Below are 13,931 nucleotides of genomic sequence, written 5' to 3' on the forward strand. Positions count from 1 at the left end.
CCCGCTCTCAAAAAATATTCTGGCTGGATAACCAATTTTATTTTTATCCGGTCGTCAGGCCGCGTAGCTCTGGTGATAGGCCCCGGACCGTGGCGTATGCGCCTTCGTCCCTTGCGTCTGGAAACGGGCCAGCAGTGATGCCAGATGGTCGGATACGCCTTGCAGCGTATGGGTTGAGGCGTTGGTTTCCTCCACCATCGAGGCATTCTGCTGGGTCAACTGATCCATGCTGGAAATAGCGGCATTGATTTCACTCATCCCGGAGGCCTGCTCCTGGGCGGCCTGGGCTATCGCTGCAATATGTCCGTCCACTTCACGAACCTGATCGCTGATGGTGCGCAAGACGTCGCCCGTCTGGTTGACCAGAGCCACCCCATTGGCAACGTCTTTTGACGAGCGGTCGATCAGCGTCTTGATTTCCTTGGCGGCATTGGCGGAGCGCTGCGCCAGTTCGCGCACTTCCTGGGCGACCACAGCGAAACCCTTGCCTGCCTCGCCCGCGCGTGCGGCTTCTACCCCGGCATTCAGCGCCAGAAGGTTGGTCTGGAAGGAAATTTCGTCGATGACGCTGATGATTGAGGAAATCTTCGTCGAGCTATCCTCGATGGCGCTCATGGCCGCAACTGCATTGCCGACGATCTCGCCGGATTTGCCGGCAGCCTCTGCGGCATGGCTGGCCACCGTCTGGGCTTCCCGGCTGCGCTGCGCCGATTGCTTGGCAATCACGCTGATTTCCTCCAGCGCCGCAGCCGTCTCTTCGAGGGCGGCGGCCTGTTGTTCGGTTCGCTTGGCCATGTCGTCGGTGGCTCGGGTCAGCTCACGGGTATTGGCATTGACCTGGCCTGCCTCGTGGCTGATTTCGTCGAAAGCGCCTGCCAGGGTCGCGACGGCCTTGTTGAAATTGCCGCGCAAGGCTTCGTATTGTGGTGCAAGCGGCGTGGTGATCTGTGCCGTCAAATTGCCGTTACTCAACGCGGCCAGTGCATTGTCCAGGGCGCTCAGGGCCTGTTGCTGTTCTTCTTCGATCCTGGCGCGCTCCGCGGCAATTTTGCTGCGCTCCTCGCCCAAAGCTTCGCCATAGGTGGAAATGGCGAAATCCATATCCAGCATCGTGGCGCGGATCAGCGCGGAGATTTTTGGAATGGCGCCTTTCAAGCGGCTGCCGAACATGGTTCCACGCATCTCTGCTTCCAGCACGCCGGTGACCAGGCCCGAAAGAATCAGGCCATAGCCGTCGATATACCAACGCGGGTCGAGGCCCAGCCTTGCATGGGTGCGGCCAATCGTGGTTGCCGAGGCAACATAAGCGCCATCCAGATGGCCGGAAAGCAGATGGCTCCAATGCTTGATCTGTTTCTGTTTGGCATGTTCGATATGGCTGTCGCTGGAAAAGAACTTCGCCGCTTCCGGATGCTGTTTGGCGGTTTGGTAGAAGATGTCCAGCGTCGGACCGATGGAATGGGCAATGATCGGCTGCAAGCCGGCGACGACCTGCAGATCGCTTGCCGTCAGCTTGAGGAAAGCCATTCGCTTGTGAAGTTCGCCATTGTCATCGGTTGCATTAGTCATGAAACACCCTGGTCCACTTATCCTGTTTTAAAAATGCACGATCACCAGCCATTCAACACGGAGATCGGCACTGCGCTTTGCCATAACGCGAGGTCTCCGTTACATCCCATTTTATCCAAGGTGTTGAAGACAGGATGCAAGAGGTGGCGCCTCGAGCCTTCTGTCGCTATCCGAGGAAAAATACTCAGCCTAGAGACGCGCTATGGTTGTGTTTTCGGTCATCATTCTCCCGGTTGTGGATCCGTTAGGATCTCACCTCCCATGGAAATGTTAACGCCCAGAAATTTAACAATAGGATAATAAGGCGGTCGCCAGCGTTTATCCGCAGGAGCGGGTAAACCAAGATATTATCGCAAAAACCCTTAAAATAAGCAGAGCTTACGTTGCTGAATATCTAATAGATACAGTCGTGTCGCGATCCGCAAAGCGTCTGTCGCGTCCTGTTTGAGCCGGAATATTTTTTATCAAGAAAGCAGCTAGCAGGGCGGTTGCGTGGCAACCATCAGTTTATTTCCTTGAGCAATGCAGGAAAGGGCATGTGCCCGACCGTGCTGGAGGGGACCCTGGCTGACCCAGGGTCGTCTCATTGTGCAGCAGATATAAAGCGCTACAGCGAAACTGAGTGCGCCGTATGTGGTGCACGGCGCTGTAGGCAATTAGATCTGCGGTTCGGCCAGCATGGGTTCGACCTGGCGTATCGGCCGTTCGCTTGGATCGCGACCGATTTCAGCCTTCAACGATACGAGATCGATGAAATGATCGGCCTGGCGACGAAGATCATCGGCAATCATCGGCGGCTGGGTCGACATGGTCGAAACCACGGAAACCTTGCGGCCCTTGCGCTGAAGGGCTTCGACCAGCGTGGTAAAATCGCCGTCGCCGGAGAAGATTACCAGATGATCCACAGTTTCGGACTGTTCCATTGCATCGATGGCCAGTTCGATATCCATATTGCCCTTGACCTTGCGGCGGCCCATGGAATCGGTGAATTCCTTGGCCGGCTTGGTAATGACCTTGTAGCCGTTATAGTCCAGCCAATCGATCAGCGGGCGGATCGACGAATATTCCTGGTCTTCGATTAACGCGGTGTAATAGTAAGCGCGCAGCAGATAACCACGCTTTTGAAATGCTTTGAGCAGCTTGCGGTAATCGATATCGAAACCAAGGCTTTTGGAAGCCGCATATAAATTTGCGCCGTCTATGAAAAGCGCTATTTTTTCTCTCGGATCAAACATCCTTCAACATCCTTTGTTATATACATTAGCGCGGCATCATGTATGGCCAGCCTCGGGTTCCAACCCGACTCAATGTATTATGATTTAATCATATATGAATTATGTATCCAGCGATAGAGCATATTCCAACCGCCTGTTGATTGAATCTTTATTAGTTTCCAATTTTTTTTACAATTTCTAGGTTGAGTCTGGCTGAAACGACGCTCAGGAAAAACTTGAACTCCGGCGATAATACATGTATCCGGTCTGTCAATCCCTCAGGAATAAATATTAAAAGCCCCCAGGACTAAATAGTAAAAAGAAGGACAGACCATGGCACGCGTCACCGTGGAAGATTGCATCGACAAGGTCGATAACCGTTTCGAACTGGTTCTGCTGGCAAGCCATCGCGCCCGTCAGATCTCCCAGGGAGCCCAGATCACCATCGACCGCGACAATGACAAGAATCCCGTCGTTGCCCTGCGCGAAATCGCCGATGAAACCTTGTCGCCTGATGATCTGAAGGAAGATCTGATCCATTCCCTGCAAAAGCACGTCGAAGTCGACGAGCCGGAACAGGATGCTGCCTCCGTTGCCGAAGGCCAGCTGACCAGCGGCTCGCAAGACGAGGACGAAATGCCGGAAACCGTTGCCTTCGACCAGATGTCGGAAGAAGAGCTGCTGGCCGGCATCGAGGGCCTTGTCCCGCCGGAAAAGAGCGACGATTACTGATTGCCGAAGTCTCAAGATCGGCGTACCGGTCTTGAGGTGGTCCGATCTTTCAAACTCTCTGTGCGTCAATCGGAAGGTTGGCGCGCTTTTTCTTTTGAGAGTGCGTCCTCGACCAGCGTTCTTGTGGCCTGTTTTTCGATTGATGGAGTAGCTTTGGCATGATGCGGCAGTATGAGCTCGTGGAGCGGGTACAGAAGTACAAGCCCGACGCCAACGAAGCATTGCTCAACAAGGCCTATGTCTACGCCATGCAGAAACATGGCCAGCAGAAGCGAGCCAGCGGCGATCCCTATATTTCCCATCCGCTGGAAGTGGCCGCCATCCTCACCGAAATGCATCTGGACGAGTCGACCATCGCGGTTGCCCTCCTGCATGACACGATTGAGGATACCACGGCGACCAGGGCCGAAATCGACGAATTGTTCGGCGAGGATATCGGCCGGCTCGTCGAAGGCCTGACCAAGCTCAAGAAACTCGACCTTGTCACGAAGAAAGCCAAGCAGGCCGAAAACCTGCGCAAGCTGTTGCTGGCGATTTCCGACGATGTGCGGGTTCTGCTGGTCAAGCTGGCCGATCGCCTGCACAATATGCGCACGCTGGAGCATATGCGCCCCGACAAGCGCGCCCGGATTTCCGAGGAAACCATGGAAATCTATGCGCCGCTGGCCGGTCGCATGGGCATGCAGGACATGCGCGACGAGCTGGAGGATCTGTCCTTCCGCTATATCAATCCCGAAGCTTACGAGACTGTTACAAAGCGGCTGGAAGAGCTTTCCCGACGCAATGAAGGCCTGATCAAGAAGATCGAAGACGAATTGAGCGAACTGTTGGTCGCCAATGGCCTGCTCCAGGCGTCGGTGAAGGGGCGCCAGAAGAAACCCTATTCGGTGTTTCGCAAGATGCAGTCCAAATCGCTGTCCTTCGAGCAGCTTTCGGATGTCTATGGCTTTCGCATCCTGGTCGATGGCGTTGCGGCCTGCTATCGGGCGCTCGGCATTGTCCATACCCGCTGGCGGGTGGTGCCTGGCCGGTTCAAGGACTATATCTCGACGCCGAAGCAGAACGATTACCGGTCGCTGCACACCACCATCGTCGGCCCGTCGCGCCAGCGTATCGAGTTGCAGATTCGCACCCACCGCATGCATGAAATCGCCGAGTACGGCATCGCCGCCCACGCGCTTTACAAGGATGGTGAGGGCGGTGGCGAAGGCGAGTTGCTGTCACGCGAAAGCAATGCCTATTCCTGGCTGCGCCATACCATCGAGGCTCTGGCGGAAGCCAACAATCCGGAAGAGTTTCTTGAGCACACCAAGCTGGAACTGTTCCAGGACCAGGTCTTCTGTTTCACTCCGAAGGGCAAGTTGATCGCCCTGCCGCGCGGCGCCACGCCGATCGACTTTGCCTATGCCGTTCATACCAATATTGGCGATACCACCGTCGGCGCCAAGATCAACGGCCGGATCATGCCGCTGGTCACCCGCCTGGCCAATGGCGATGAGGTGGAGATCATCCGCTCCGGCGTGCAGGTGCCGCCGGCGGCCTGGGAAGAGATCGTCGTCACGGGCAAGGCCCGCGCCGCCATCCGCCGCGCCACCCGAATGGCGATCCGTAAGCAATATTCCGGCCTTGGCTACCGAATCCTCGAGCGCACGTTCGAGCGTGCCGCCAAGACGTTTTCCCGCGAGATCCTGAAACCGGTTCTGCACAGGCTGGGCCATAAGGATGTCGAGGATGCCATAGCGGCAGTCGGGCGCGGCGAAGTGTCTTCGCTCGATGTGCTGCGCGCCGTTTTCCCCGATTATCAGGACGAGCGCGTTACGGTAAAGCCCGCCATGGATGATGGCTGGTTCAACATGCGCTCAGCCAGCGGCATGATGTTCAAGCTGCCGCAAGGCAAGAAGGTAACTGACGCCGCAAAGCCCACCGATGGCAGTCTTGCGGAGGAGTTGGATCCGCTGCCGATCCGAGGGCTTGCTGGTAATCTCGAAGTGCATTTCTCCGCAGCCGGTGCCGTTCCCGGCGACCGGATTGTCGGCATCATGGAAGACGGCAAGGGGATCATCATCTATCCGATCCAGGCGTCTGCCTTGCAGAAATATGATGACGAGCCGGAACGCTGGATCGATGTCCGCTGGGATCTGGACGAGGCGAACAAATCGCGCTTCCATTCCCGCATCCTGATCAATGCCATCAACGAGCCGGGTACGTTGGCCAAGGTGGCGCAGCTGATTGCCGGGCTGGACATTAATATCCGGCTTCTGTCCATGATGCGCGTCGCTGCCGATTTCACCGAAATGGCCTTCGATCTGGATGTCTGGGATCTGCGCCAGCTCAACCAGCTTTTGTCCCAGCTAAAGGAGCTGGATTGCGTGGCAACCGCCAAGCGGGTCTATGACTGAGGCTTGGATTGCCGACTTCGATTGAAATTATGCTGCCGATACAAAGCGGTACAGCGTCATAGGTGTGTTTTATGACATGCACGGCACTGTAAATGCTTACTGTCCGCTTCGGCGGTGCTGCCAATGTTTTGACATCGGAGCCTTGTTTCTGATCAAATTTCGTGCAGTTTCTGGCTAAATTCCACGGTTTTTAACGATGCCATGCATTTTGAGCATGGCTGGCAACGCACCTTGTCTCTGGTTCTTTGTGCAGTGCACTCGTATATTGAGGTCATCGAAACAAACACAGAGAGATAAGACAATGTTTGGTCCTATTCGCAAATTTGCCCGCGCCCTGCGCGTCCCGACTGCCCAGGAACGTGAAATGGCTTATCTGAACGCTGCCCATGACCGCCTCGACCTGGAATATCGCCAGCGCGAAATCGATGGTGGCCTGTTCCGTCGCATCCGTTAATCGCTATACGCCGGGCGCATGGCTGACCTGTGAAATCAGCTGTGCCGGGTGAGGCGAATTGGATGTTGAGAAAAAAGGTTGCGGTCTTGCCGGGGCTTGTGAATAAAGACGTTGCATCAAGCCACGTCGTGTAATGCCAGCGACGTCTTGTAATAATGGCCATCACGAATGGCCTTCCTGATACGGGACCATCGTCTTTGGGTGGTCTCGCCGACGAACGCGATGCGTTCGGGTGCTGGCAAATTTCAAAATTACATTTCTGATGTTTTCTGGGGGCATGCGTTTGCATCCTTGTCCGTTGTTCATCTTGGCTGCTATTTATCTGGGATTGCCCGGTTTCACGGCTGCACATCGGCAGCACTGTGATGAAGACCGATCCCCAGCTATGCCGCTTCTTTCCCGTTAAAGTTCGTTTCTCAACGATAATTGTCTGATCCGTGTGCGTTCCTGTCGTGTTATCGGGACGCAAGCGCGTGATGCAACGGTTTTGCCGTTGCCGGGTCGGCATGAAACGACTAGAGAAACGTCAGACTGACGAATTATGAAAGAGACCGGCGTGACGGATAAAGTCGAAAAGAAGCAGAATGCCCTTTGGGAGAACATCAAGGTCATCATTCAGGCGCTGGTGCTTGCCATGGTGATCCGCACCGTGCTGTTCCAGCCTTTCACCATTCCGTCCGGCTCGATGATGCCGACACTGCTGGTGGGTGATTATATCTTCGTCAACAAGTTCTCCTACGGCTATTCGAAATATTCGCTGCCTTTTTCCCTCGATCTGTTCTCCGGCCGTATTCTGGCGAGTGAGCCCAAGCGAGGCGATGTCGTCGTCTTCCGCTTTCCGCCCAATCCTGACATCGATTATATCAAGCGCCTTGTCGGCCTGCCGGGCGACCGTATCCAGGTGACGGATGGCGTGTTGCTGGTGAACGGCAAGCCGATACCCAAAGTGCCGGACGGAACCTTTACCTCCGATTATCGGATGGATGCCGGGCGCGACGTTCCGGTCTTCCGCGAAACGCTTGATAATGGCGTCAATTACGACACGCTGGATGAAATCCAGAATTCAGCTGGCGATAATACCCGCGAATTCACCGTTCCCGCCGGTCATTACTTCATGATGGGCGACAACCGCGATAATTCCGCTGATAGTCGCTTCGACGTGGGCATGGTTCCGGCTGAAAATCTGGTCGGCCGTGCCTCGGTGATCTTCTTCTCGCTTGGCAACAACACGTCCTTCCGTGAAATTTGGAAATGGCCGTCCAATATGCGGTGGGATCGTTTGTTCAAGGCTGTTCAATGAAGGCTCCCAAGGCCCTGAGCGCTGAGGAACGCGAGAAAGTGGAGGCCGTTATCGGCTACCGCTTTATCGGCAAGGAACGGCTGGATAAGGCGCTGACCCATTCCAGTGCCAGGCCTGCTAAAGGTAGCGATTATGAGCGCCTGGAATTCCTGGGCGACCGGGTGCTTGGCCTTTGCGTGGCCGAGCATTTGTTCAAGGTGTTTCGCGCTGCCACCGAAGGCGAATTGTCGGTGCGGCTGAACCAACTGGTCAGCGCAGAGACCTGTGCGGCGGTGGCCGATGAAATCCAGCTGCATCGCTATATCCGTACCGGTGCCGACGTCAAAAAGCTGACCGACAAGAACATGCTGAATGTGCGGGCCGATGTGGTAGAAAGCCTGATTGCCGCCATTTATCTCGATGCCGGGCTGGAAGCGGCGCGTGCCTTCGTGTTGAAGTTCTGGGCTGAACGCGCCTCCCGGCAGGATGCAGGCCGGCGTGACGCCAAGACCGAGCTACAGGAATGGGCACACGCGAAATTTGCCGTGACACCGGTCTATCGGGTTGCAGACCGCTCCGGACCGGATCATGATCCCAGCTTCACGGTAACGGTGGAAATCGGCAAGCTGGAGCCGGAAACCGGAATTGACCGGTCTAAGCGCGCCGCCGAACAAGCGGCGGCGACCCGGTTGCTGGAAAGAGAAGGCGTGTGGACGAGATCCGCCGCCTCAGATTGATTGGATGACAATGACCGAGCATGAAAACCAACCGGCTGGCGATGGCCAGATCGCTGACACTGTTGCGGGTACCGTGGCCGAAGATGCGGCTGCTGTTCGTCCGACCCATTCCGGCTTCGTTGCCCTGATCGGTCCCACCAATGCCGGCAAGTCGACCCTGGTGAACCGGTTCGTCGGTGCCAAGGTGTCGATCGTCAGCCACAAGGTACAGACGACACGCGCCGTCATGCGCGGCATCGCCATCCATAACAATGCCCAGATCGTCTTCATGGACACGCCCGGCATTTTCAAGCCACGCCGCAAGCTGGACCGCGCCATGGTGACATCCGCCTGGGGCGGCGCCAAGGACGCAGACGTGATCCTGCTGTTGATCGACAGTGAACGCGGATTGCGCGGCGATGGCGAAGCCATTCTGGAAGCGCTGAAGGATGTGCATCAGCCGAAAATCCTGGTGCTGAACAAGATCGACCAGGTGCGTCATGAAGATCTGCTGAAATTGGCCTCGACGGCCAACGAGGCGGTGAAGTTTGAGCGCACCTTCATGATCTCGGCCACCAACGGTTCCGGTTGCCAGGACGTGATGGATTATCTGGCCGATTACCTGCCGGAAGGCCCCTGGTACTATCCGGAGGATCAGATTTCCGATCTGCCGATGCGCCAACTGGCGGCGGAAATCACCCGTGAAAAACTCTTCCTGCGCCTGCATCAGGAATTGCCCTATTCTTCTCATGTCGAAACTGAGAAATGGGAAGAGCGCAAGGACGGCTCGGTCAGGATCGAGCAGGTGATTTATGTCGAGCGCGACAGCCAGAAGAAGATCGTGCTCGGCAAGAATGGCGATGCCATCAAATCGATCTCCACCAGTTCGCGCAAGGAAATGTCGGAAATTCTCGAACAGACGGTTCATCTGTTCCTGTTCGTGAAAGTCCGTGAAAACTGGGGCAATGATCCAGAACGTTTCCGCGAAATGGGCCTGGAGTTTCCGAGGGACTAACCGCTCGCCCTACACCTTGATCCGGTTGGCGATGAACTTTGAAATCGACGGGCCGAGCGCCAGGATCATCAGGAAGCGTGCCGTTTGCAGGGCCAGCACGAAGGGCAGGTCCACATGGGTGGTGGCGGCAATGATCGCCACCGAATCCAGCCCGCCCGGGCTGGTGGCGAGATAGGCGGTCAGCGGATCGACGCCCAGCAGATACCACAACAGAAAAGCCAGACAGCCGCCAAAGGAAATCAGAATAAGGATCGACAGGGCAACCTGCGGTGCTGCCTTGGCGGCATGCAGCAAAAGACGGCGGCTGAAGGCCAGCCCGATGCGCCACCCGACCATGGCATAGGCCACCGCCAGCAGCCAGAGCGGCAGTTCGATCTTCACCAATCCGAAAGAATTCAGCACGGCCATGACCAGCATTGGCACCAGCATCGTGCCTGCCGGGATTTTCAGATAGTGACCGGCGGCAGTGGCCGCAGCGGTAATCGCCAGCGTCAGGGCCAGAGCTTGGCCGTCAATATCAGGAAAAAACACCAGCGGCGGCGGCTCGGCTCCGGCTATATTGAAGACGAAGGCCGCCATGGCCGCCGCCGCCGAGGCCACGCAGACCACCCGAAGATACTGCATGAAGGCAACCAGCCGCGTATCGGCGCCGTAAGCTTCGGCCATCAGCACCATAGCCGAGGCCGCTCCGGCGGAACTGCCCCAGACCGCTGTGGTCCCCGGCAGAACTTGGCGCTTCGCCATGATGTAGCCGAGCAGCGAGCTGAGCGCGATTACCGACAGCGTGGCGCCGATAAACAGCGGCCAATCCTGCAAGAACCGCCGCAGGATATCGCCATTCAGCGATTCGGCGATCATGCAGCCCACCAGAGCCTGGGCGGCGATATAGGGTGGGCGCGGCAGGGAAAGCCTTGCGCCATTAGTGGCAAACACGATCGCGGCAATCATCGGCCCAAGCAGAAGCGCTGCCGGGAAGCGGACATATTCCAAAGCCCCAGCCACCAGCAGCGACAAGAGCAGCAGCAGTCCCCATTTGAGCGCGGATGGAAGCGCTGTCAGCCGGCCATCGCCCAAGGCGGGTTCGGTGTTTTTCGTGTCCATTGGGGTCATGTCATGCCGTCTTGCGGGATCTGAACCAGGGATACGGCGCTGAAGTGAAGCATGCCGCAGGTTGAAAGGCCTGGTTGCTGTATAGGGCCATCTTCCTGTTTGCGCCATGCAAAATTCTGGCATGCCAGCTATGCTGCCTGATTGCCAAAAGACATGCTGGTTCGGAAGCGTATATAGGGAATATCCAGATTTTTTACGGGCGAAAATCATCGCTCTGGTATAAAAACAATCTATGGAATGGACCGATCAGGCAATTGTGTTGGGTGTGCGCAGGCATGGCGAAACCAGCGTCATTGCCGAAATGATGACGCTGGCGCGGGGCCGACATCTCGGTCTGGTGCGGGGTGGGCGATCACGCACCATGCAGCCGGTGTTGCAGCCGGGCAATGTCGTGGAAGTCACCTGGCGGGCGCGGCTGGAAGAGCATCTGGGCGATTTCCGCGTCGAGCCTTTGCAATTGCGAGCCGGTCATCTGATGAGTTCGGCCACGGCGGTCTATGGCGTGCAGGCGTTGGCGGCTCTGCTGCGGCTGTTGCCGGAGCGGGAGCCGCATGGGCATCTGTATGAAGCGATGAACATCATTCTCGATCATCTGCATGAGCCAGCGTCGGCAGGTGAATTGTTCATCCGCTTTGAACTGGCAATCCTGAACGATCTTGGTTTCGGTCTGGACCTGACAGCCTGCGCGGCCACAGGCGGGCGTCAGGATCTGGTTTTCGTGTCGCCGAAGACGGGCAGGGCGGTTTCCCACGCCGCCGGTCTGCCCTATGCGGATCGACTTCTATCCCTTCCGGTTTTTCTGCAACCGGAGCCGTTAGTCGGTAAAGGCAAACAGGCGGATGCGCATGCCCTGCAACAGGCGTTCAGCCTGACCGGCTATTTTCTGCAAAGGCATGTTTATGAACCGCGCGGGCTCACGGCTGGAGCCGCGCGCGATGGTTTCTGTCAGGCGGCGCTGAAAGCCTTGGAGACGCCGGATGAGATCGCGCTCGGTGGAGCGGCTCCGAAACCGGTGAGGGTACCATAGGCATTCTCATCGGATTTTTTCATATGCGTGCGGATGGCGCGTTGCAGTTCAGTGACATTGCTATAAACGCCGCCATCCAGATCGATGACTGGGAATTTCACGGCGATAAATTTGATCCGGTTGCCTTCCGGGACGCTTATTCCAACCGGCACACCGGCATATTCGATAACTTGTTTTTCCATAGTCATATCCCCGCCCGCTTTGATACGCAGGCCAATAGTCGATCAATTGTGGTGTCTTGTTTTAAGAACGCGTCACATTCGACAGCAAATGAAAGACATCATTATAACGCCTCTCACGCCAAGCGGGCATAGATGCGAGGAGCGCGCCGCATGGTGCGATAGTCTGCGCATATGCTTTACCTCCTTGCCAGGGAGCCGGTTATGGAACCGGCTCTACATTGAACACGTGCCGATCGATGTCCTGTCCGATTGACAGATCTTGGTAGCGTGTATCACCACCTTGTCGACAGCGTTGAAGGTAAGATCAATGGGTCGATCCGTCAATGGCGCTCTAATCAAAAACAAAATATATTTTTGTGATCGGTTGAATATGAAGGTTTCATGGCAAAATGAATCCCACATGCCCCATTTTGGAAAATAGCGTTCGCATTGCGGCAAAATCTGCGCAGTCGCAAAAAACCAGGAAAAATTCCCGTTAAAATTGAAGTATTGGATTTCTATGCAAGATATCTGTCGGTTAAGAGAACCGTTTACCGACGTTTCCTAAGTTCGATACCTTCCGGTCGCCTTTCCAGCACCTCGACAATATCGCCAAGGCGCAGTGTGCCAATGGCGCGGGGAACAGCGTTCCAGCCGAATAGCGGACCGGGAACGCGCTTGTTGCCTGACATTCGAAGCCGTCCCATGGCAGCGAGCGGTGAGGGGCCGGAGCGCGATCCAGTCTTTTGATCCTGTGTTGTCATGATACAGCGGGCGCAGGGCTTGACGAGATCGAAGCGCAATCCGCCAATGGCGATACTGGCCCATTGGTCTTCCTCCCAGGGCAGTGCGCCGTCGATGACGATATTGGGCCGAAAGCGGTCCATGGCAACCATGCCTTCCCCATGGGATTCCATATCGGCATTCAGCGCGTCGAGCGAGGCTGTCGTGGTGATCAACACCTGATAGCCATCGGCAAAGGTGACGGGCGTGTCCGGTCCGGCCCAGTCTGCATTGGCGAGGCGCGATGCCCGTTCATCGAAGAGCACCAGTTCGAGCGGCCTGCCGAACCATTGCGACAAGGTGTCGTTGATGGCGGGATCCGCCAAGGCCGAATCAACCAATGACCGCCAGACCGTGACCGGCTTGCGGGTGCTAAAACTCCCAAGGGGCATGCTGATGTTTCTGCTATCATCGAGTCGCAGGTATAAAACTGCGTCATCCAGCCGAACGTCCAGCTGCGCCAGTTCCGGCAACTCTCGTTGGGTGACGAAATGCCCCGAGGGCTCAACCAGCATCAACTGGCGGTCGAGGCTAAGACCCTCGGGACGAATGTCGGCTTGGCCCAGGGCAATGCCCCGCGCGCTTTTCAAAGGATAGATGCAAAGGGTGGAGAGAAACATCGGATTAGGCTGTAGTGACAAATTAACGACTGGGATTCCCTTTCCGTCGCAAATCAGATTCAACGCTAACTTTTGGAGGTTTAGCGATGGATGGTGAGGTTCTCCGAGATGACCAGTGGGAGCGTTTGAAACCGTTTGTTCCCGGCGGTCGTAAAGGTAAACGCGGCCCACGCAGCGACGGTCGGCGGTTCTTTGATGCGATTTTATGGCTTGCCCGGTCTGGAGCCCGCTGGCGAGATCTGCCGGAAGACCGCTTCGGCTCTTATCAGGCAGTCAAACGGCGTTACTATCGTTGGATCGAGCAGGGCATTTTCGACGAGATTTTCGAGGCCGTCGCTGCGGACCCGGATTTGGAGTGGCTGTCCATCGACGCCACTGTGATCCGGGCTCAGGCGCAAGCCGCTGGCGGACGCCGAAAAAGGGGGGACCGCAAGCCCAGGCTCTCGGTCGCTCCAGAGGTGGATTTGGCTGCAAAATCCATGCGGTCGTTGATGCGCTAGGGTTGCCGGTTCGTTTTCAACTCGGGCCCGGACAGCAAAATGACATGGCTCCAGCCTGCGACCTCGTTCGGGGACTGCCAGCTCAAAAGGTGCTTGCAGACCGTGCCTATGATGCCGATCATCTGCACGATGTCATTCTCGAACAAGGCGGTGAACCGGTCATTCCGCCGCGACGGCATCGCAAGTACCAGCATGCCTATGATCGCATCGCTTACAGGCAGAGATGGGGTATTGAGAGCTTCTTTGCCAAGCTCAAGCAGTGGCGGCGTATCGCCACGCGATATGACAAACTCGCCGCCAACTTTCTCGGGTTCATTAAGCTCGCCAGCATAATGCTATGGATCAATTGATT

General features: G+C 56.4%; 13 protein-coding genes. 9 read left to right on the plus strand and 4 right to left on the minus strand.

The features are described 5' to 3' along the window. Positions 1 to 54: 54 nt before the first annotated feature. The gene (locus FS819_RS04130) at positions 55 to 1,569 is read right to left on the minus strand and encodes a methyl-accepting chemotaxis protein (protein WP_156550594.1); all 1,515 of its coding nucleotides are present in this window, start codon (positions 1,567 to 1,569) and stop codon (positions 55 to 57) included. 656 nt (positions 1,570 to 2,225) lie between these two features. After that, positions 2,226 to 2,804, minus strand: coding sequence for a LabA-like NYN domain-containing protein (locus FS819_RS04135; protein ID WP_060715910.1), 579 nt, complete (start codon positions 2,802 to 2,804; stop codon positions 2,226 to 2,228). A 312-nt stretch (positions 2,805 to 3,116) separates the two neighbouring features. On the opposite strand from FS819_RS04135, the gene rpoZ reads away from it, so the two are divergent. The 6 genes from rpoZ to era all read left to right on the plus strand — a co-directional run bounded on the left by rpoZ (position 3,117) and on the right by era (position 9,378). Further along, positions 3,117 to 3,515, plus strand: a complete 399-nt coding sequence (gene rpoZ, locus FS819_RS04140) for a DNA-directed RNA polymerase subunit omega (RefSeq protein ID WP_060715909.1) — start codon at positions 3,117 to 3,119, stop codon at positions 3,513 to 3,515. A 158-nt stretch (positions 3,516 to 3,673) separates the two neighbouring features. Continuing rightward, positions 3,674 to 5,914 carry a RelA/SpoT family protein gene (locus FS819_RS04145; RefSeq protein WP_156550595.1) on the plus strand — a complete coding sequence of 747 codons (2,241 nt, stop codon included), beginning with the start codon at positions 3,674 to 3,676 and terminating at the stop codon, positions 5,912 to 5,914. 301 nt (positions 5,915 to 6,215) lie between these two features. Next, positions 6,216 to 6,368 carry a DUF3563 family protein gene (locus FS819_RS04150; protein WP_015915454.1) on the plus strand — a complete coding sequence of 51 codons (153 nt, stop codon included), beginning with the start codon at positions 6,216 to 6,218 and terminating at the stop codon, positions 6,366 to 6,368. Between the two features lie 556 nt (positions 6,369 to 6,924). Then, the gene (lepB, locus tag FS819_RS04155) at positions 6,925 to 7,668 is read left to right on the plus strand and encodes a signal peptidase I (RefSeq protein WP_234624878.1); all 744 of its coding nucleotides are present in this window, start codon (positions 6,925 to 6,927) and stop codon (positions 7,666 to 7,668) included. Continuing rightward, positions 7,665 to 8,384, plus strand: a complete 720-nt coding sequence (rnc, locus tag FS819_RS04160; RefSeq protein WP_156550597.1) for a ribonuclease III — start codon at positions 7,665 to 7,667, stop codon at positions 8,382 to 8,384. Before lepB ends, rnc begins: the two co-directional genes overlap by 4 nt. 10 nt (positions 8,385 to 8,394) lie before the next feature. Further along, positions 8,395 to 9,378, plus strand: a complete 984-nt coding sequence (era, locus tag FS819_RS04165; protein ID WP_156550598.1) for a GTPase Era — start codon at positions 8,395 to 8,397, stop codon at positions 9,376 to 9,378. A 9-nt stretch (positions 9,379 to 9,387) separates the two neighbouring features. Here the strand turns inward: era and FS819_RS04170 are convergent, their stop codons facing one another. Beyond that, a complete protein-coding gene (locus FS819_RS04170) occupies positions 9,388 to 10,488 on the minus strand; it encodes an AbrB family transcriptional regulator (protein ID WP_234624879.1) in 1,101 nt (366 codons plus the stop codon). Positions 10,489 to 10,720: 232 nt separating this feature from the next. On the opposite strand from FS819_RS04170, the gene recO reads away from it, so the two are divergent. Together recO and FS819_RS04180 are read left to right on the plus strand one after the other, a co-directional pair. Then, entirely contained in the window at positions 10,721 to 11,515 is a 795-nt protein-coding gene (gene recO, locus FS819_RS04175; RefSeq protein WP_156550600.1) for a DNA repair protein RecO, read from the plus strand. Between the two features lie 23 nt (positions 11,516 to 11,538). Next, on the plus strand, positions 11,539 to 11,829 hold the full coding sequence (locus FS819_RS04180; protein WP_156550601.1) for a hypothetical protein: 291 nt from the start codon (positions 11,539 to 11,541) through the stop codon (positions 11,827 to 11,829). Between the two features lie 398 nt (positions 11,830 to 12,227). On the opposite strand, the gene FS819_RS04185 is transcribed toward FS819_RS04180, so the two are convergent. Then, a complete protein-coding gene (locus tag FS819_RS04185; protein ID WP_156550602.1) occupies positions 12,228 to 13,079 on the minus strand; it encodes an MOSC domain-containing protein in 852 nt (283 codons plus the stop codon). 86 nt (positions 13,080 to 13,165) lie between these two features. Between FS819_RS04185 and FS819_RS04190 the strand changes: the two genes are divergently transcribed. Next, positions 13,166 to 13,929 (plus strand): IS5 family transposase gene (locus tag FS819_RS04190; RefSeq protein WP_498724306.1). Its coding sequence is split into 2 segments (ribosomal slippage): positions 13,166 to 13,493 and positions 13,493 to 13,929, totalling 765 coding nucleotides; the frame shifts between segments, so codons are not numbered across the junction. Positions 13,930 to 13,931 lie beyond the last annotated feature (2 nt).

The organism is Allorhizobium sp. Av2, from assembly GCF_021462805.2.
GTDB lineage: Bacteria > Pseudomonadota > Alphaproteobacteria > Rhizobiales > Rhizobiaceae > Allorhizobium > Allorhizobium vitis_G.

Excerpts from the sequence above, each read along its gene's own strand:
- FS819_RS04130 (WP_156550594.1), bottom strand. The coding sequence starts at position 1,569 with ATGACTAATGCAACCGATGACAATGGCGAACTTCACAAGCGAATGGCT.
- FS819_RS04135 (WP_060715910.1), bottom strand. The coding sequence starts at position 2,804 with ATGTTTGATCCGAGAGAAAAAATAGCGCTTTTCATAGACGGCGCAAAT.
- rpoZ (WP_060715909.1), top strand. The coding sequence starts at position 3,117 with ATGGCACGCGTCACCGTGGAAGATTGCATCGACAAGGTCGATAACCGT.
- FS819_RS04145 (WP_156550595.1), top strand. The coding sequence starts at position 3,674 with ATGATGCGGCAGTATGAGCTCGTGGAGCGGGTACAGAAGTACAAGCCC.
- FS819_RS04150 (WP_015915454.1), top strand. The coding sequence starts at position 6,216 with ATGTTTGGTCCTATTCGCAAATTTGCCCGCGCCCTGCGCGTCCCGACT.
- rnc (WP_156550597.1), top strand. The coding sequence starts at position 7,665 with ATGAAGGCTCCCAAGGCCCTGAGCGCTGAGGAACGCGAGAAAGTGGAG.
- era (WP_156550598.1), top strand. The coding sequence starts at position 8,395 with ATGACCGAGCATGAAAACCAACCGGCTGGCGATGGCCAGATCGCTGAC.
- FS819_RS04170 (WP_234624879.1), bottom strand. The coding sequence starts at position 10,488 with ATGACCCCAATGGACACGAAAAACACCGAACCCGCCTTGGGCGATGGC.
- recO (WP_156550600.1), top strand. The coding sequence starts at position 10,721 with ATGGAATGGACCGATCAGGCAATTGTGTTGGGTGTGCGCAGGCATGGC.
- FS819_RS04180 (WP_156550601.1), top strand. The coding sequence starts at position 11,539 with ATGCGTGCGGATGGCGCGTTGCAGTTCAGTGACATTGCTATAAACGCC.
- FS819_RS04185 (WP_156550602.1), bottom strand. The coding sequence starts at position 13,079 with ATGTTTCTCTCCACCCTTTGCATCTATCCTTTGAAAAGCGCGCGGGGC.